General features: G+C 36.0%; 16 protein-coding genes and 1 pseudogene. 4 read left to right on the top strand and 13 right to left on the bottom strand.

The features are described from left to right. Positions 1-32: 32 nt before the first annotated feature. The gene (locus HPY74_01190; GenBank protein ID NSW89291.1) at positions 33-371 is read left to right on the top strand and encodes a tyrosine-type recombinase/integrase; all 339 of its coding nucleotides are present in this window, start codon (positions 33-35) and stop codon (positions 369-371) included. A gap of 150 nt (positions 372-521) precedes the next feature. Here the strand turns inward: HPY74_01190 and HPY74_01185 are convergent, their stop codons facing one another. From HPY74_01185 to ytaF, 5 genes are all read right to left on the bottom strand, one after another. After that, positions 522-2000, bottom strand: a complete 1479-nt coding sequence (locus HPY74_01185; protein NSW89290.1) for a copper amine oxidase N-terminal domain-containing protein — start codon at positions 1998-2000, stop codon at positions 522-524. Between the two features lie 134 nt (positions 2001-2134). Next, entirely contained in the window at positions 2135-3280 is a 1146-nt protein-coding gene (locus tag HPY74_01180) for an anti-sigma factor domain-containing protein (protein NSW89289.1), read from the bottom strand. Positions 3281-3299: 19 nt separating this feature from the next. After that, positions 3300-4013, bottom strand: a complete 714-nt coding sequence (sigI, locus tag HPY74_01175) for an RNA polymerase sigma-I factor (GenBank protein ID NSW89288.1) — start codon at positions 4011-4013, stop codon at positions 3300-3302. Positions 4014-4291: 278 nt separating this feature from the next. Beyond that, on the bottom strand, positions 4292-6112 hold the full coding sequence (locus HPY74_01170) for an L-fucose isomerase (protein NSW89287.1): 1821 nt from the start codon (positions 6110-6112) through the stop codon (positions 4292-4294). 361 nt (positions 6113-6473) lie between these two features. After that, positions 6474-7166 carry a sporulation membrane protein YtaF gene (gene ytaF / locus HPY74_01165; GenBank protein NSW89286.1) on the bottom strand — a complete coding sequence of 231 codons (693 nt, stop codon included), beginning with the start codon at positions 7164-7166 and terminating at the stop codon, positions 6474-6476. A gap of 287 nt (positions 7167-7453) precedes the next feature. On the opposite strand from ytaF, the gene HPY74_01160 reads away from it, so the two are divergent. After that, complete coding sequence (locus HPY74_01160; protein ID NSW89285.1) at positions 7454-8710, top strand: LysM peptidoglycan-binding domain-containing protein; 1257 nt, start codon at positions 7454-7456, stop codon at positions 8708-8710. 37 nt (positions 8711-8747) lie between these two features. On the opposite strand, the gene HPY74_01155 is transcribed toward HPY74_01160, so the two are convergent. Further along, entirely contained in the window at positions 8748-9746 is a 999-nt protein-coding gene (locus HPY74_01155; protein NSW89284.1) for a LacI family DNA-binding transcriptional regulator, read from the bottom strand. A 201-nt stretch (positions 9747-9947) separates the two neighbouring features. On the opposite strand from HPY74_01155, the gene HPY74_01150 reads away from it, so the two are divergent. Both HPY74_01150 and HPY74_01145 read left to right on the top strand, forming a co-directional pair. Beyond that, complete coding sequence (locus HPY74_01150) at positions 9948-11168, top strand: histidine kinase (protein NSW89283.1); 1221 nt, start codon at positions 9948-9950, stop codon at positions 11166-11168. Between the two features lie 2 nt (positions 11169-11170). Further along, on the top strand, positions 11171-12790 hold the full coding sequence (locus HPY74_01145) for a response regulator (protein NSW89282.1): 1620 nt from the start codon (positions 11171-11173) through the stop codon (positions 12788-12790). 132 nt (positions 12791-12922) lie between these two features. Here HPY74_01145 and HPY74_01140 read toward each other — a convergent pair whose 3' ends face one another. The 7 genes and pseudogenes from HPY74_01140 to HPY74_01110 all read right to left on the bottom strand — a co-directional run bounded on the left by HPY74_01140 (position 12923) and on the right by HPY74_01110 (position 18126). Then, on the bottom strand, positions 12923-13063 hold the full coding sequence (locus HPY74_01140) for a hypothetical protein (GenBank protein ID NSW89281.1): 141 nt from the start codon (positions 13061-13063) through the stop codon (positions 12923-12925). Positions 13064-13111: 48 nt separating this feature from the next. Beyond that, entirely contained in the window at positions 13112-13768 is a 657-nt protein-coding gene (locus HPY74_01135) for a hypothetical protein (protein ID NSW89280.1), read from the bottom strand. A gap of 62 nt (positions 13769-13830) precedes the next feature. Next, positions 13831-14279: pseudogene (locus tag HPY74_01130) on the bottom strand (sugar phosphate isomerase/epimerase). An 85-nt stretch (positions 14280-14364) separates the two neighbouring features. Then, the gene (locus tag HPY74_01125; GenBank protein NSW89279.1) at positions 14365-15156 is read right to left on the bottom strand and encodes a TIM barrel protein; all 792 of its coding nucleotides are present in this window, start codon (positions 15154-15156) and stop codon (positions 14365-14367) included. 15 nt (positions 15157-15171) lie between these two features. Further along, a complete protein-coding gene (locus HPY74_01120; GenBank protein NSW89278.1) occupies positions 15172-16083 on the bottom strand; it encodes a hypothetical protein in 912 nt (303 codons plus the stop codon). A gap of 79 nt (positions 16084-16162) precedes the next feature. Further along, positions 16163-17023, bottom strand: coding sequence for a sugar phosphate isomerase/epimerase (locus HPY74_01115; GenBank protein ID NSW89277.1), 861 nt, complete (start codon positions 17021-17023; stop codon positions 16163-16165). Between the two features lie 50 nt (positions 17024-17073). Beyond that, positions 17074-18126, bottom strand: coding sequence for a hypothetical protein (locus tag HPY74_01110; GenBank protein NSW89276.1), 1053 nt, complete (start codon positions 18124-18126; stop codon positions 17074-17076). Between the last annotated feature and the right edge of the window lie 754 nt (positions 18127-18880).

The raw sequence follows: 18880 nt of genomic DNA, 5'->3' as shown, positions 1-18880 counted from the left end.
GCATACAGGAAATAGAATTAAGGAATTTAGGCATGAATGATATACAAATTGCAGAACATTTTAAAAACGGCCTTGTATTCATAACGGAAACAGGAAACCATGTTCAACCGAGGAACTTTGACAGAACTTTGAAAGGTATATTAAAACGAGCAAGACTTGAAAAGATAAGAATACACGATTTAAGGCATACCTTTGCTTTGTTAAGCTTACAGGCCGGTACCGATATAAAAACACTCCAAAACGATTTAGGCCATGAAAACATTTCAACCACTCTTGATAAATATGGACATGTAAACGAACAGATGAAACGTGAAGCAGCTAACAGACGTAGTGAGCTGCTAAAGTCCGTAATAAACAATTCCAATAAGTAAAGTTGCAAGTAAAGTAGGCATAAAAAAAGGCTTCAAGAAACCTTGAAACCCTTGATATGCAAGCATAAATTGAACTTATAACCTTCTTAATTTACTTTACAGGGTATATTTTAACGTCTAACGAATGTCCGGCTGTCTATTATTTAATGGTTAACTCAACGTGGCTGCTTGCAGGCTTATATTATTGATATTGCTGCCTTTAGTGCTTTTTACAGTATATTTTATAGTTAGCTTTTCCCCTACGGATTCAGCCTTATACCTTATTGTAACAACTTTACAAGTAATACCTGAATCGGAAACAATATCAACGGTATAGGGTGCTGCACTACCATCACTTAACACTGCCTCAATGGTACCTGTGGCATCCCATGCAGCAACATATATCTTTAATACCTTTTCTTTCGTATCTGCAGGTACTGTAAACTGAAAACCACTTCCCACATTAGACATATAAATGGCTGAGGTAGTATTTATTACTGTGGGTGTTGGGGCCCCATCAGTCCATGAATATTTAACAGGATTACTTGAAACCCAAGAAAGGGTTCCATTCCCTATTTTCGTATAATTACTAATGTCAGGTGTAGCTTTATTAGTTACTTTCCTGTTAACTGCTGAAACTCCATTAAATCCCCAATGGACCCAATCAATTTTACCCTGAAGACTTAAGTTTACAGAAGCCGGTGCATTATTAACAACACCTTCTAAAGCTCCCTGCCGTTTAACCAGTTCAACTATTTCTATCCTATCTACAGTTACATAGTAATCCTTTGCGTTACTGTTTTTTGCACCTGTTACCCTAACTTTAAGAACATGGTCGCCGTCTTGAAGCTCCGGACTGATATACAGTAACGCATTATCTGTTCTTTCCGCTGCATAGTAATCAATAAGAACTTCACTGCCTCCATCAATAGACACGGCTGCTATTCCATGAGTATCAGCCTTTGCACCATATAACCTGATTTGATTACCGGTAAATCTGAAAAGAAAGTAATTATTCTCCGTATTAGACCAATGATTATCCCCGTTATAGGCTCCCGATTGTTCCCCATATTTCCAGTCGCCGACATATTCGAACTGTCCTTTTCCGGTACCGGTTACATTGTCATTAATAATTGTAATTTTTTCTGTTTTATATTCATCTTCATCCTCATCTTCATCCTCATCTTCCTTCTCGTCTTCATCTTCATCTTTGTCATCCTCATCTATTCCCAACCTGTCTCTTAATATCTTAGATATAAGACTTATTGGTACAAACCTGCCTTTATTATTTGTCCAACCATATTTCCCTAAATCTACCTTATTACCATTGACTTTTATATCTCCGCTTTCCAAGTTTATTACTATAGTAGTTTTACCTTTCTCTATAGTTAGAATTTTTTCTTCCTCATCCCATTCCAAATCAACCCCAAGTGCTTTTTCTAAAGGTCTTGTTGGAATAAGAAATTTCCCATACTTAATTACAACGGGAATTTTATTTTTTTTATACTCTTTCTTTAGTTTTTCAATTTCCTTCATACAAAAAGATTCACCGGATTTCTTCCAGCTGTCTGCGAATGCAACAGTCACACCGGAAGTTAAAATAAGAGCCATTACTAAAACAACGCTTAAAATTTTTACTACTTTTTTCATAGATAAAAGCCTCCTCTCCCTTTTGTTATATTTATTCGAAACTGGCCTCTAACTTTCCAGTGTATTTCCAAAATGTAACATTAATGTAAAGTTTGTAATATTAATGTAAATAACTATTTATTGTTTCTTTATCTTTATTTACTTTTATTTTTATTATTCCCCTCTTTTTTATTATTTCCTTCCTTGACCTCTTTGCCTCTTTTTATATTTTCCTTATCGGATTTGTTCATGTTCTCATTTTTGATTTCACTATTCTCTTTATCTTCTTTATTCTTACTTTCATTATTGTTATTACTGTTATTTTCATTTTCAACCCTATCATTTTCATCATCTTTATCTTCTTTCCCTTTAGCGTTGCCCTTATCCACATCCACTTTTATTTCCTCTTCTGTTTTAACTGTTTCTTCTTCCATTCTCTTCCCTTTCCCCTCGCTCTTCTCTTCCTTTTCCTGCCCTTCCTTTTCCTGCTCTTCCTTTTCCTGCATTTTTTCAAGCTTGTTTCTAAATATCTCCTCTTTTCTCTTATCAATAATAGATTTCATTATCTCCTTTACAGGTTCGTCTTTCCAATCCTCATATTCAATTTGGGGGTCACTCTCCTTTAACTTTTCAAGTAATAAATATTTTCCCGGCGATATACCCATTACTTTTGCATCATCATGCTTATTCATTTCTACCTTCTCAATATAAACACTTGTGTCAATTCCGGTTGCAATAATCTCTTCACTTACAACTTCTTGTATATCTTTTTCCAGCTTATCAAATTTTCTTTCATCTCTGCTTGAAATAGTTAACAATACTACATTTTCATAATCAGGCTTAATATATCCTGCTTTAACTGCGTTTCCTATTATATCTTCAATACCATCCCTTATATTTTTATTTTTATACTCCTTTTGGGAGACAATTTTTTTACCGTCCTCATTAATACCTTCAATATTTATAATCCTGTCAAACATATTGGATGTAATTTCCACGCTGGGATTTATGTCTACACTGATATAGGTATATGGTTTGTAATAACTGTAAACACCATAGCTAAAACAAAAAACCACTAAGAATATAGCAGCTATAGATGCTGCCTTTCTCATAACAGAAGTAACTAATGCATTTTTATTAATATCTCTATTAGTTTTCTCCCACTGAGAAAGGTCAATCTCATATCCAACTTTAAGCTCTTTATCCTTATTATCCTTAACTCTCGAGATTCTTACAAATTCACCATCGCTTTTTAATACAATTGCGTATTTACTTGTAACTTCTACCACTAAAGCTTTCATAAACATCACCCATCATGACTTACCCCTGTATATAATCCCTTACATATTCTCTTATGTACTGATAATCTCCTGTAATTATAACAACCGCAGCTATTATATATTTTCGAAGTCTTTCGATTTTTTTACGGGATATTTTTAGATTCTTTTCTATTTCTACAATAGGAAGATATTTCTTAACTTTAATACGCTTTACAAGTTCAGGTTTTGAAATTACCAGCTTTATTATTTTCCTGCATATTTCCCTGGTATCTGAGTGTTTCGGGGAAGCCTGCACCAAATCCTTAAACGTAATATTCCATTGTAGTAGTTCCTTTTTAAGTTCTTCTATCTCCAGCCTCCTATATTCACTAACTTCATCAATATTGTATTTGTTCAATGCCTCTTCTACACTAAAATCGATTTCTTCTTCACTTTCTTCAATATAGTGCCCATTTAAAGATATTACATTCATATGTTTTTTTTCTTTCCTGTAAAAATCTATTAGCCGTTTTCTAATCACGCTTTGTGCAAAAGACAGGAAATTACCTTTAGATGAATCAAAAGACTCTATACTTTCAACAAAGGCAATGAGGGCTATACTAAGCTCGTCACTTTCCCCATATGTTACATATTTCCCAATAAATTTCTCCGTACATGATGCAATAAATGGTTTGTACTCCTCAACAAATCTGTTGATTTCTTCCTCATTACCCTTTATTTTTTCTACTCTATCATTAATTGAAGCATACACCATTGTTTGCCTCCGGAATAAGCATTAGTACAAAATTTACTTCTACGAATCCTTGAGCAAAACGAATTCGCTTACTTAAAACCATATTTGGACAACAAAATTATACCATAAAACAATACATAATTAATACCTACTTAATTATATAATTTTTATTTATATTATATTTTCGTATATATATTTTCGTAATAAAAAAGAAAAACCCAGGGTAAAAGAAAAATCCCCGGATTAAATTTGGATTAAATTATTATTACAGGAAACATACAATTTACTACTGTATAGGGTTATTTTTTACCGTACAGGGGACCAAAGTTAATGCATGCCCTGTAATCTGCGCCCTCAAGGTCATTAGTTCCAAAGGCGGACCATGCACTGGGCCTGAAAATCTTATCCTCTGAAACATTATGCATACATACGGGAATCCTTAACATGGATGCCAGGGTTATAAGTTCGGCACCGATGTGTCCATAGCTGAATGCGCCATGGTTTGCTCCCCAGTTGGCCATTACCGAATAAACATCTTTAAAGGCACCTTTCCCTGTAAGTATTGGTGTAAACCAGGTTGTAGGCCAGGTCGGGTCTGTGCGGTTATCAAGTATTTCGTGCATTTTCTCGGGCAATCCGACAGAATAACCCTCAGCTATCTGGAGTACAGGGCCCAGGCCTTTTATTATATTTACTCTTGACATTGTTATGGGCATTCCTCCTCTTGTAAGGAAGTCCGATGAAAATCCTCCTCCCCTGAAATACCCGACACTTGCAGGTCTCCATAATGTAGCGTCCAGGCATTTTGCGGCTTCTTCAGGGGTTATCTCCCAGAAAGGTTTCATGACAGGTTTGCCGTCTTTAGTTTGCTCTCCGCTTCCGTCCAATGCAGCTGCACCGGAATTTATTAGGTGGATTAAGCCATTTTCTGCTAATCCTGAAGGCTTAATCCCTGTAACCCTTTCAATAGCTTCAGGACTCCAATAAGTCCTCACATCGGCAAATACTTGGGCAGTATTGGTAAGAAGGTGCCCAAACAACATAGCTACACCATTTAAGCTATCATTTTCAGTAGCAAGTATAAAGGGCTGTCTTATACCATTCCAATCAAAGGAAGAATTAAGTATAGCTTCCATAAAGTCCCCATTGGGAAAATGATCAGTCCATTGCCTTTGACCCTGGAACCCCGCTGCAATTGCATTATGGCCAAGGGCTTCTTCACCATAACCTATTTCAGCAAGCTTTGTATTTCCTATCATAAGGTCTCTAGCAATTATTGCCATTTTTATGCTTATTTCCCAATCTTTGTCTTTCTGTTCCCTGGAACGTTGAATTTCAGGAGGGTTATTATCAGGACCCTCTTTGCAATTTTCCTTAACCCACTTTAATGCCTTCCGGAATTCCTCTTTATCGTATATTTCTTCATCTACTCTTCTAATAAACTCGCTCATGTCAACGTATTCATTTCTCATTCCAAGATAGTTCTGGAAAAAGTCTGCATCTACTATAGAACCTGCAATTCCCATGGAAACCGATCCAATGGAAAGATAAGATTTGCCGCGCATTTCAGCAACTGCAAGCCCTGCTTTAACAAACTTAAGTATCTTCTCTTGCACATCTTTAGGAATACTTGTATCATTCTTGTCCTGTACATCCCTGCCATAAATACTGAATGCAGGCAGTCCTTTCTGGTTATGGGCAGCCAACACTGCGGCGAGATATACCGCACCCGGTCGCTCCGTACCATTGAACCCCCATACGGCTTTCGGAGTATAGGGATTCATATCCATGGTTTCCGAACCATAACACCAGCAGGGCGTAACGGTCAATGATACCCCTACTCCTTCTCTTTCAAATTTCTCTGCAGCCATTGCTGCTTCAGCTACTCCCCCTACACAAGCATCAGCAATAACGCACTCTACCGGCATACCGTTTGGATGCCTTAAATTCTCAGTAATTAACTTTGCTGCAGCTTTTGCCATATTCATTGTTTGTTCTTCCAAAGATTCTCTTACACCTTTGCGCCTCCCATCAATAGTAGGACGTATGCCTACCTTTGGAAGTGTACCCCTTAATCTGTTCTGGGGTGGATTTAGTTTAATGCTTTCCGGATTCGCCATAAAATAACCTCCTTTGTATACTCAATTACATTCATATGCTTTTATTTTATAATATTTATGATACAAATATCAACCAATCTTTTGTAATCGGGCTGGGGGCGCATTTTCTTCCCATGACCCATTATATTCCAGAAACGGTGCTCCAGGCCTCTAGAGCCTGTAAATTCACTTCGGGGCAAATCAAACTCGCAAAATAATTTTGAATAAAATTTAATAGCACATCAATGTAATTATTTTGCTCAAACAGTTGATTTGCTTATCCCTCGTCGGATTAACAGGCTCTATGAGACCTTCCGCAATGTTTCTGTCATTATATGGGTCATATATAAAAAAATGCGCCCCCGGGCTGGTGTTATCAATTTTAATAAGTCCTTATAATAGCTAATATTATTAGCAAAATTCCGGGAATAATTGCCATGAATTTCTCTTTCACTTTTCCTGTATCTGCCAGATTCTCACCCAGACGGTTACCTATGCAGGTCCCAAGACGTAGTAATACCATTTGAAATAGTCCAACTGCAAACGGTATAATCGATGAATGAAATCCGGAAAGTGCGCTTCCTATGCCCACACCTACAGCATCCACTGACAATGCAAGACCAAGCAATAAAGATTCTTTTATATCTATAATACCTGATTTATCTATATCACATTCGGAAGGGTTCCGAAGTACCTGTATTGTAATGCCCAGTGACTTTATTACAATTTTCAATAATGTTTTATCCCGGCTATTCATCTTATCATGGTTATACTGGTCATTGTTGCCCATTTCCAAGGTATCTTTACCTTTATTCTTTATTAAGCTCTGAAGAATAATCCAGCATCCCATAATTATTAAGATGATAATACCTAATAGCTTTGATATCTTTGGCGGTATAGTATAAGACAGGTATTTACCGAGGAAAATGGCAGCTCCTGAATATAATATGGAAAACATACAGATAATAATAGCAGACAGTAAAGGTATTTTAACTTTCCTCAACCCATAAGTCATTCCAACTCCCAAAGCGTCAATACTTAAAGATAATGCAAGTATACATATTGAAAAGACCATATTTATTACTCCCTTCTTATCATCGTCCATATACTATTGGACTTTTAGGTATTGAATCTTAGCGGTTTTAATGCCCTTTACCTTTACCCATACAATATATGACAATTTCAAATGGGATGTTACCGGCCTTTGTAACAATATACATCTTGGTATACTGTATTAACACTACAAAATATAACAAATCATAACATTATGTCTGTTACCATAAATTAACATTCATATTTTTTATCTTTGTAATAAAAAATAAATATAAATCTATTAATAATAAGGAATAGGATTATAATACGATGATGAAGATAACTAATGGGGAGCAAAAAAATAAGTACAAAGATGAATACCTTTATATGAATTATATAAGTATGTTTAAACAAGTTTGCAAATTATTCATTGCAATATTAGTATGCTTTATGGTGCCCTGTATTAATTCAGGAGCTTCCAGTCCTTCTATCGCAGTATCAACTACTACTGTAGCATCAGGCGAAGACGATTATTTTATTTATACGGTTGTTGCCGGAGATAGTCTTTGGCTGATAGCAAACAAGTTTAATACTACAGTAAATGAAATTATTTCACTTAATAATCTAAAAAGTACAACAATTTATGTAGGGCAATCATTAAAAATTCCTGCAGATACCGGCCCCGGTATAAAAAATATTAACTACAAGGTTAAGGCAGGAGATACTCTTTCCATGTTGGCAGAATACTTTGGGACATCTATTGAAAATATTAAAATTCTCAACATGCTTTCCAGTGATATTATATATATCGACCAGGTACTACGGATTCCTGCAAGTTGTATAAAGTACAGGGTTGTGTCCGGTGACACTTTATGGCAATTATCATTAAAATATAATACTTCTATTGAAAAAATAAAGCTCTTCAACGGTTTGGAGGGGCATTTAATATATATTGGACAAATCCTGTATATCCCATATTTGCCCCAGGTACCGGAAGTGTCGTATATCACCCATACTGTTCAATCCGGAGATACTGTTTGGAGTATAAGTATTAAATACGGAATTCCTCAATATGAAATTCTTAATGCCAATGGACTGTCGGAATCCAGTATATTAATGATAGGACAAAAGCTAAAAATACCTGTGCATAAAATTCCGGTTAAACCTACACCAGGACCCCAGTACGGTGAATACCTCGACTGGTGGACAGAAGCCCAATACCTGTTCCCTATAGGGAAAACCGCGGTGGTCAGGGACTTCATTACGGGAAATACCTTTAAAATTAAAAGGACAGTGGGAGCAAACCACGCTGACTGTGAGCCTTTATCATCTCTAGATTCAAATGTAATAAAAACGCTATGGGGCGGCAGTTACTCATGGGTTACCCGCGCAATAATTGTTGAGGTGGATAATAGGAAAATAGCAGCGTCAATGACATCTATGCCTCATGATATTTCCTATATAGAAAATAATAATTTCCCCGGACACTTTGATATACATTTTAGAAACAGTACACGTCACGTAGATGGAGCAGTAGATGCTGCCCACCAGGAAAAAGTGAAGATTGCTGCAGGAGTCAAGTATTAGGTTCATTATTTAGGTTTGCTTAGCCTTGCCTTTCCTTTTAACCTTTTAATGCGCTGCACGTGTTTCTTATTGCCAGGCTCGGTTGGAGAATATTGAATTTTCTTGGCACTTCCTGTCCTTTAATCAGCTTTAGAAGAAGCTCGGTACACATTCTCCCCATTTCAAACTTTGGCTGGCAAACAGTTGTCAGTTTTATCCTATGCATGGATGAAAATGATATATCATCAAACCCGGCAACAGATATATCTTTGGGAACATTTAGCCCAAATTCTTCTATAGCTTGTATTACACCTAAAGCTACTATATCATTTACTGCAAATACTGCAGTAGGAATTTTCCTGTTAATCAGGATTTCCATCGTAGCCTTATATCCACTTTCACGGCTAAAACTGTTAAACGTTTGGATATTAGCATCAACCGTAAAACCGTGTTTAATCATAGCTTCTTTATAGCCTTCAAACCTTTCTCTATTAGTGCTTGTTTTTTCCGAACCTCCTATATATACAATATTCTTGTGGCCAAGTTTAATAAGATATTCGACAGTTATCACAGCTCCCATTTTATTGTCTATACCCACGTAATAAATGTCGTCATGCTTTGGTCCTTCTGTAACATATACCATTGGAATTGATAAGTCCGTATGATGACTTGCCATTTCTATTACTGAAGAAATAATTATCCCGTCAACTCTTTTTGAATTTAAAACATCTACATATGTTTTCTCCCGTTCATAGTCCCAGTTTGTATTACAGAGAAATACACAATAACCGTTTTCATTTGCAAAAGATTCTACCCCCAGGGCAAGTTCTGCAAAAAAGGGATTGGATATATCAGGTACAATTAGTCCTATCATATTAGTATTTTTACCCTTTAAACCCCTTGCCGAAGGATCTGGAACATAATTCATTTCCTTTGCAATTTTTTTAATCCTTTCTCGTGTTTCATCGTTTACATCAGGATGGTTGCTTAAAGCCCTTGATACAGTAGCATAAGAAACCCCCGCCACTTTTGCAATATCTTTAAGTGTAACAGCCATTAATATTTTCTCCCCCTTAGAATAAAGCAGAAGCTCATTATAAAAGTTCCAAAACGTTTACATTAAAAGTCTAACATTCACAACAAGCATATGTCAAGTTCAAGTCTAAAAGCTAAGGAATTATTTTGGCGAACCGCTGGGAGTTGTTAATATCTCCCTACAAGAATCAGTAATAGCGGAAGCCTTAAGAGATATATAAAATTGTATTCTTCCCAAGAAGTATTGATTATTAATAAAGACGAGTTGGTATTATCGCATAGCGATGATTCAATTTTATCAAGCAACATTATAGCTGCCGAGGGAAAAATAAGTGCAACTGATTTAAATCCTTTTATTGGCGATATTAAAAACAATTTGTTTTCAAATAAAAGCGGGATACTTGAACTTAAATTTAAGGGCAAGGATTTAATAGTATTATTTAACACAATAGATATAAGCAACTGGAAACTTCTTAGCATTGTTGATAAAGCAGAAATGCTCTCAACCTTTAATACCATAAAAAAATACATAATGATTGCAAGTTTCATGGCACTTATACTGGGTGCAATATTTATAATTATTATTACAGGGATTATTTATAAGCCGATATCCATTTTAAAATCTGCCATGCAAAAAGCCAGGGAAGGAAAATTTGATGTATGTATTACAGATAAAAGGAAAGATGAATTTAGAGAGTTGTATGAAAGCTTTAACTCTATGATTGAAACTATAGACAAACTTATCAATGAACTATATGAAAAGAAACTCCTTGCTGCAGAGGCTGAACTAAAGGCTCTCCAGGCAAATATAAATCCTCATTTTATATATAATATATTTGAGTCCATGATTTGGATGATAGAACTGGGAAACATGGATGATTTGAAAAAAATGGTCATATCCCTGTCAAAATTTTACCGGCTGGTTTTAAGCGAAGGGAAGGATATAATAACTGTTAAAGAAGTTGCCGAACAAATCGAGAATTACATCACCATACAAAAAATCAGGTACAAAGACAGACTCTATGTAAATATTAACATTGATAATAAGCTGTATGATTATGAAATGTTGAATATTTTGCTTCAGCCTATCATCAAAAACGCAATAATTCACGGCATCCAGGGCAAATCCGGACCGGGGTGCATCAAAATAAACGGGTACATGGAAGCAAACGACATAATGGTTTTTACGGTGGAAGATGATGGAATTGGAATTCAGGAAGACAAGCTGGAAGAAATTAAGAAAAACTTAATTGATTTTAGCAATTCGAAAAACACAAAAGACGCGTACTATGCGCTTAAGAACATTAACCAGAGAATAAAGCTCCACTATGGCGGCGAGTTCGGCATTAATATCGAAAGTACTTATAATAAAGGCACAAAAGTAATCCTTAAAATTCCTACAAATAAATCCGCGAAGAAGAAAATATACCAGGAGGCTGTGTAATTATGTTCAAAAAAATACTTATTGTTGACGACGAGCCCTGGGTACAGGAAGGTCTTGTTAAAAGCTTACCATGGGATACCCTGGGAGTGCGGGTCGTAGGAGCTGCCCAGGATGGCAAGACTGCGCTTGACATATACGCAAAAACGTCACCTGAAATAGTACTAACTGATATAAGGATGCCTGTTATGGATGGACTCGAACTGTCAGAGGAAATAAGTAAAATTAACAAGGACACATATGTTATCCTTATGAGCGCTTATGACGAGTTTGAATATGCAAGGAAGGCTCTTGAAGTTAATGTTAAGAACTATATTTTAAAGCCATTCGGTAAAGAAGAAATTGTGCTTTTGCTTAAAAAAGCATGTAATGAAATAGACGAAACAAAAAAGAAAACAAGGGCTTTGGAAGAAATTAACCTGTATGAAAGAAAAAAAATACTGGAAACATTAATATCAGGCATATTGGATAATCCCGAAGAATTTTTAGCAAAATGTGCAGAAAAAGGTATTAATTTATTTGAAAAAAAGATAATTATGTACGCTGGAAGAATTAATATTCATAATAAATATACAAGTACTGCAAGAAATACTAATGAAAATGGAGCTGATAATATCGAAGAACAAAATATTGTTAAATTAATTGAAGAAGATTTTCCTAAAGATTTTGTAAGTATTGTATCATTTATGGATAGAAAAAACCTGGTAACAGGTTTTCTGGGCTTTAGCCATCCATATGATGAAAGCAGTGTTAAAACATTTCTCATGGATGCTTGTGAAAAGCTTAATAAACAGTACAACGTCTCGGTTACATTCGGCGTAGGCAGCGCATTTGATTATATTAACAGGGCAATTGAAAGTTATAATGAAGCCGTAACCGCTTTAAATTATGCAATAATATGTCAAAACATAAAAGTGTTGTTTTACGGCGAAATACCTTCTTACAAAAGCAGTATTGATAATAATAGTTTATTTGCCTATAAACAAAAAATCGAACACATATTAAGGGCAGGTATGGCTGAAGAAATAAAAAAGACAGTTGAAGAAATGAACGAATTGGTCTTAAAAAGCAGGATGCTTTATAATTTGGGAATAAAAGACATTATGCTGCAGTTTGTGGAAATTCCCGTAAGAATATTAGTTGAATACGGTTACAGTATTGAAGATGTATTCGGTACAAAATATACCGTTCTTGACTATCTTAACCAAATGGAAACACTGGAAGAGTTTAAAAAATGGTTTGCGAGCTTTTTGCTCTCGACAGCTAACCTTATAGACAGCAATAACTATGATGTTAGAAAAGACATGGAATTGGCAAAAGAATTCATACATCGAAACTATTCGAAGAATATAACATTGCAGGATGTATCGGAAAAAGTTATGTTGACCCCCTGTTATTTCAGCAAAGTTTTTAAAAAGGAAGTCGGGATGTCATTTATCAGGTATCTTACCGAAATAAGGATTAACAAGGCCAAGGAACTTTTAGATGATTTCTCCCTAAAGATTTATGATATTTCATACATGGTGGGATATAATAATGTGAAACACTTTGTTTCGTTATTAAAAAAATACCTGGGTGTTTCGCCAAGCGAATACAGAAAAAAAATATCCTGGCGAAGCCAGTAGTACGTTTGTATTTTATCAATCTACTGTATAAATCCTTCACTTGTTTCCGATATGTCAAACTGCCGCACCAGACATTTTTCATTGCTTTTGCTGAAAGGAGTAAAAGGATAGTAATCACCATTTAGTAACATATTAACAGCTTTGTGCCATATATACGACAGGCCTGGCATATTTGCCGGAAATACCTACTACGGTATCCTGGGAATAAAAGACCAGTATCAACGGTAATAAGGCAAATATGCTCCCCTTACCCCAAATATCAGGAACTACCATTTTTATCCTTTCTCCACCTTTGGATGATGCATTATCTTGCCATTACCCTCATCTACCTGTTTTTGACAGGAAAAATACCTGTCCTATTTTTGCAGTATTCATATCCTCCCTGAAGGGTTTAAATTCTTCAATAATCATCTTATATGAATTTTCAAAAAAGTTAATACCGTTAAAAACAGGCGTTGTTTTACCCCTTACTTTACCGTAGAGCAAAAGGTCAAGTCCCAGCGGATCATGGACATTTTCATTCTTTACTCTTGTTTCAGCCCCGAAATACTTCTCGTATTCGCCGGTACATCCGCATATGGGGCACTCGTCTACATATGCATGTAATCCAGAAGGCCTGTCCACCTCAAAATGCACACTTATTGCAATTCTGTAAAACTTATCGCCGAACATTTCAAGTGGCTTACAACGTTTTAAAGGTGCAGAATAGAACCTGAGATGCAGCTCATGGTCATGGCTTCTTTCACCCAATTCTACAGGAAAAAGTCCTCTTCTGCGTGTAAAATAATCACAACCTTCAGCTATATGAAAACATTCAAAGTCATTGTAAACTTCAGCACATTCCTTCAACCTCTCAACAACAAAATACAATGCTTTATCGTAGTTCTCGACCATTCTGCAGCTTACATATATCCAGAGGTTCGGATATCTTGGTGTGGAGCTTGGGAATATACTCCTGGCAGGTAGATCTTTATTCATATAAATCACCAATCCTTTATATCCTTAATTTAAAATGTTTAAACCGGTAAAGAATAGGTCCTTTATTTCTTAAGTACAGCTTCAGTTTTTTCTTTACCTGTTTTAATGGTCTTTTCTATGTCCCATTCCCAATATTCTTCATTAAATAATTCTACTGAAGCCATTTTGTCATATCCAATTTTCTTCAATACTTTAATAATTTCTTCAAGATTTATTACCCCATCCCCAGGCCATACCCTGTGCCTGTCCCTAAGCCATCCGGCTGGCATATCCATTGAATCATTAATGTGAAAAATAATGTAACAAACTCCAGGGCATTGAAAGCATAGGGTTTAATTTTGCTGTTATTGAAAAAATGAGCCAATGATTCTATAGAAAATTCATTTAAATAATCTTTAAGTTTATCTAGTCTGATTTCAATTAAGTCATAACCATATTTTTCACATAACATTAAATCTTTCTTAAGATTAGAATATTTCATTGTAGTAGCCTGGTTAAAACAAATCTTCATAATGACATTCCTCCGATAAATGAAGCTATTAAAATTAATTTTATTAAAATTTTAAAATTAATTAGTTTTAGTACAATAAAACATCTTACCTTCTCTGTATTACTTCCATAATCTTATCAATTGCTGTTCTAGAACAATCTACAGGACATAGTTCAAAACCTATAATACCTTGATAACCGCAATCTTTAACAGCTTTAAATATATTATTAAATGCTAGTTCACCTGTACCAGGTTCATGCCTTCCCGGCACATCTGCCACGTGTATGTATCCTATATTTTCTATGTTTTTTACAATTATATCAATTATATTTCCTCTCATTATCTGCATATGGTATATATCATACAGTACTTTTATATACTCGGAATCTACTGCCTTAATCAATTCAAAAGCCTCTTCCGGCGTATCCAGGAAGTAATTCTTATGATCAACAATACTATTTAACGGTTCAAGGACAAGGCATATTCTTTCCCGCTCAGCTATGGGTTTTAATTGCTTTAGTACTTCATACATATTAATAAGCATTGCTTCTTTTGAAGCAACTCCATGCACCTCTTTAGCCGAACCGTCTTTTTCCAAGGCATTGGAATGAATCACCAGGTAATTGCAATTTAATGATTTTGCAGCTTCTATTGACTTTTCAACAAACTTGACATATTCAGCATTTTCTTCCCTATTTACCATGGAAAACTCGTCATCGCCCGAAAAACTTGCCACTTTAATCTTCGATTCTTCTATGGCATCTTTAATGCGAGGCAAATTTTTGTCCTTCCACGTCCAGAATTCAAAATACTCAAATCCGCACTCTTTTGCTTTTCTAATCCTTTCGGTAAATTCATATTCCGTAAATAGCATTTCAATACAAGCCGAATACTTCATAACCAGCACCCTCCTTTAACAACTCCTTATAAAAAACGGCTGTGTAAACAGGGCTTTCCCGCTTTCAAAAAGCACGTGCAGCCGCACATAGCTTTCAGTTCCATCCGGCCTGTAACTAAAGCGGTTTTCCGTTGTAAACGCTTTTTTCAGCAGCCTCCCATTCTTTCCAATGGCCGAATATATTTTTCTCTCCTGTATGCTGCTTTTAAGCAGTATATTTATTTCATTGTCATCAACAAATATATCTTCAATGCATGCGCCGGTTGAAACAACAAAACTCCCTCTTTTTACCGATTCAACTATACTTTCCCTGCTCAGCCTTTCCGCCTTGACAATATTATAACTTTTATTAAATTCTTTTCTGTGATGAAAATCGTCATTCCCGAATCCCCATACAACTTTTCCGCTGCTTAGCAATTTATCCCATACATCGACGGCAATATCCCAATAATCATACTCACCGTCAATATGGGCCTTGTCAAATATTATTGACGAATTAAGTATTTCCACACCGGTATAACCGTATAATTCCTCGAGATAGCCTTCAGGCCAGTAATCCTCTCTTTGCCAGTGAGGATGCGCCATTATTATAATGGCATTCTCACTATTCAGTTCATTTATGAAATCTTGATAGTCTTTCTTCGTTACGGTATACCTTCTTCCTTTGTGCCATGTATTTGCGACAACAACATGGGGATTCGGCCCCGTGCTTTGTTCAAAACCCGGTATTACAACTACTTTATCCGCAAAATCCATACACTCCGGCTTATTTTGGTCATGCTCGGACATTGTAAGAAAATCGCACCCTGCCTCAATCATGGAGCATATACACTCCCCGACGCTGAAAATCTCGCTGTGGTTATGGAACGACCCCTTATACCATTGGCCTTTTTCAATATACGGATTGTCAATAGCAATAATACTCATTTAAGCCACCTCTTCTCACACTTTTTTACGGCAAGTTTCATTGTTTTAATGTCTCCCCTCGCTCGCCTGCTGTTTAATCTCAATATATCAACTCTTTTAAAGTTTTCAGCGTATCTTCTATAAACATTTCATTCTGTCCAACATCATTTTCCAGCATGTAAACTCCGTTATAACTATCTTTCAGCACATCAAACACTTTATCATAAGGTATTAAACCCCATCCTATGGGAAGATGCAGGTCGCCTCTCCCTACTGTCAGCCTTTCCTTCAATGAACGCTGCTTGTTTACAAGCCTGTCAGGATCATACAACCCGATATTATCATGAATATGCACGTGTTTTATATACGGCTTTGCCTGCTTTACGGATTCCATGAAATCGTAACCATAGTACTTTGAAGCCAGAAAAGAGTGTGCAAAATCAAAGGTCATTTGCAAATTCTTGTGGTTAATTCTCCTGATAAGACTCAAGACAGGCTCTACACGCTCTATTTCTATGTTTTCAACACCTATTACAACGCCCACTTTCCCTGCATAATCCGCCATTTTAGCCATGCCTTCTTCGAATACCTTTTCTACGCTCTCATCTTCCGATTTTTGGGAAAAATGTGCTACATATACCATACCTCCTATTTCCTTTGTAAAATCAAGCCCTGCTCTGAATATATCATGCTGCATTTCCAGGTTGTTTAAATCCCTCATATTCTGCATGCCCGGGCAATGGACAGTATAACCGAATGGGAAATCGGAAAGTATGGATTTTATGGTTTTCAACACCTTCAAGTTTAATGAACCTCCTATCAATACAGGTCCCAACTCCGGTGTCAATTCAATGCAATCAATATCGTATTTTGCCGCAAGTTTGAGAGCTCCGGGCAGTTCCTCAATACTTACCCTGTTGCCAAAGCTAATGCCAATCTTTTTCCCGTTGCAACTGTTCAATCCTTAAACCCCCTTGAAAGCTTATTAAATCTCACTACTAAATCTAAATCTCATTCAATGAAAAAAGGCTGGGTTAGAAGTGTTTTGCCGCTTTCATAAATTACCTGCATTCTTACATATCCTTCATTACCTTCAGGACTGTAAGAGAAAACATCTTCTTTTGTGCAGCACATTTTCAGTATTCTTCTTTCTTTTCCGTATGCAATGTACGTTTTATTTTCAAATTTATTGTCCACCATCAGGCTTATAGTGTTTTTATCTTCATCTACCGCAATATCCTTGATTCTGACCCCTGTAGACACGGCAAAACTCCCTTTCGTCAGGGCGTTTATAACCCCTCCGGGAGATATTGAACGGCCTCCACGCAATTTCACCAGGTTAAACACCGAATTGAATTCTCCCCATTTTTGCAGTCCATCATTCCCAAATCCCCAGATCTTTTTTCCACTATCAAGCAAACTGTCCCAGAGAGCAATTTCAATACCGGAAGAACAATATTCTCTAAATTTTTTGCCCTGTTCTTTATCTATTTTAGAGCCGTTCCCAAAAGCAATATTCCCGTTTAGGATTTCTATCCCCACATAACCATCAAGATTTTTAAGATATTCCAATTTTTCTTGCAACCCGCTTAATTCCATCGGCTGTACAAAAAAAACAAGCCCTCCGGCCTTATTTTGACTATCAATAAACTCCTGCGCTTTTTGTATATCTTTTCCCCTGTTACTATCTTTTCCGCTATTATCCGCTTCATGCTCTTTATTATTGGTTTCATTTTCTTTTTCATTTTCTTCATGATCAAATCTGTCAACGCCGGTTTTCATTGAATTTAATACAACCATTGGCATATCAGCTTTTTTTTCAAACCCGGGAACCAGTACAATATTCTGCATGCCGTTTTTTTCATCCCCGGAATTGCTACACAAATACACATTCCCCCATCCGGTCAACGAAACAACATCATATCCTGCCTTTATATATTCTATAATAATCCTATCACCAAAATACCCGGTATCTTCCGAAACAGGCGTCGGATGAACATGAAGGTTCGCTTTCACCCATTTGCCTTCTCCAAAATACGGGCTTTTTATTCTTATTCTTCCCATTTTTTCCCTCCGCCATTTTTTGATTTTTATTTATTCATTACTTCAATTACTCGATATTATATTCTCGGCATGGAGTTTTCCAATGCGCCCGGCTCCAATCAACCCAAGTTTTAATATCTTTTCATGATTAATGTAACACTTTTCATCGTCTTTGATATTCATATAATCCCCCTTAATATACCATTTATGGCTTAAACGTTTACGGTGATACATATAGATTTAAATAACCTTTTTTATTCTAGCGTTATTATAATAGTATCAAACGTTTGCAATTTTGTCAATCTATTTATAACTTCACAATTAACCTAATTTTGAAATGCACACTTACACCTAAAATAATTATAGAATAGTCAAATTCACATTTAAAGGAGGTATACTTGCTATTTGTTCTGATTTTTTACTGCATCATACTATATTCTAAACTGGCATAGCTAGAACCAAAAAGGTTTGAAAACTTACACTGAAAATGTATAATGGAATCATACTTTGGACAAAGGTAACGAACCATTGAAAGTGCATTCCATAAAGCGATCACTTTGCACCGCCTGCACCTGCTCTTTTGGAATAACCACGGATACGATTGCATTTTCGTTTTTGATGAGATCTTTATCGCACATACGTGAGTAAAAAAGAAAAAACCCAGGAAAAATAAGAGCCTTCATAAGCCAAATACTAACAGGAAAAAGTAATGGAGAATTCTATGCGGGAATTGTTCCCCGACTCCAAATTCGTGTGGAAGAATAATAGCAATAAG

The organism is Bacillota bacterium, from assembly GCA_013314855.1.
Lineage (GTDB): Bacteria > Bacillota > Clostridia > Acetivibrionales > DUMC01 > Ch48.
The sequence above is the reverse complement of the archived record's forward strand: the minus strand, read 5'-3'. Positions and strand labels throughout refer to the sequence as shown.

Coding starts and splice junctions, on each gene's coding strand:
- HPY74_01190 (NSW89291.1), top strand. CDS start 33: ATGAATGATATACAAATTGCAGAACATTTTAAAAACGGCCTTGTATTC.
- HPY74_01185 (NSW89290.1), bottom strand. CDS start 2,000: ATGAAAAAAGTAGTAAAAATTTTAAGCGTTGTTTTAGTAATGGCTCTT.
- HPY74_01180 (NSW89289.1), bottom strand. CDS start 3,280: ATGAAAGCTTTAGTGGTAGAAGTTACAAGTAAATACGCAATTGTATTA.
- sigI (NSW89288.1), bottom strand. CDS start 4,013: ATGGTGTATGCTTCAATTAATGATAGAGTAGAAAAAATAAAGGGTAAT.
- HPY74_01170 (NSW89287.1), bottom strand. CDS start 6,112: ATGGCGAATCCGGAAAGCATTAAACTAAATCCACCCCAGAACAGATTA.
- ytaF (NSW89286.1), bottom strand. CDS start 7,166: ATGGTCTTTTCAATATGTATACTTGCATTATCTTTAAGTATTGACGCT.
- HPY74_01160 (NSW89285.1), top strand. CDS start 7,454: ATGATGAAGATAACTAATGGGGAGCAAAAAAATAAGTACAAAGATGAA.
- HPY74_01155 (NSW89284.1), bottom strand. CDS start 9,746: ATGGCTGTTACACTTAAAGATATTGCAAAAGTGGCGGGGGTTTCTTAT.
- HPY74_01145 (NSW89282.1), top strand. CDS start 11,171: ATGTTCAAAAAAATACTTATTGTTGACGACGAGCCCTGGGTACAGGAA.
- HPY74_01140 (NSW89281.1), bottom strand. CDS start 13,063: ATGGTAGTTCCTGATATTTGGGGTAAGGGGAGCATATTTGCCTTATTA.
- HPY74_01135 (NSW89280.1), bottom strand. CDS start 13,768: ATGAATAAAGATCTACCTGCCAGGAGTATATTCCCAAGCTCCACACCA.
- HPY74_01125 (NSW89279.1), bottom strand. CDS start 15,156: ATGAAGTATTCGGCTTGTATTGAAATGCTATTTACGGAATATGAATTT.
- HPY74_01120 (NSW89278.1), bottom strand. CDS start 16,083: ATGAGTATTATTGCTATTGACAATCCGTATATTGAAAAAGGCCAATGG.
- HPY74_01110 (NSW89276.1), bottom strand. CDS start 18,126: ATGGGAAGAATAAGAATAAAAAGCCCGTATTTTGGAGAAGGCAAATGG.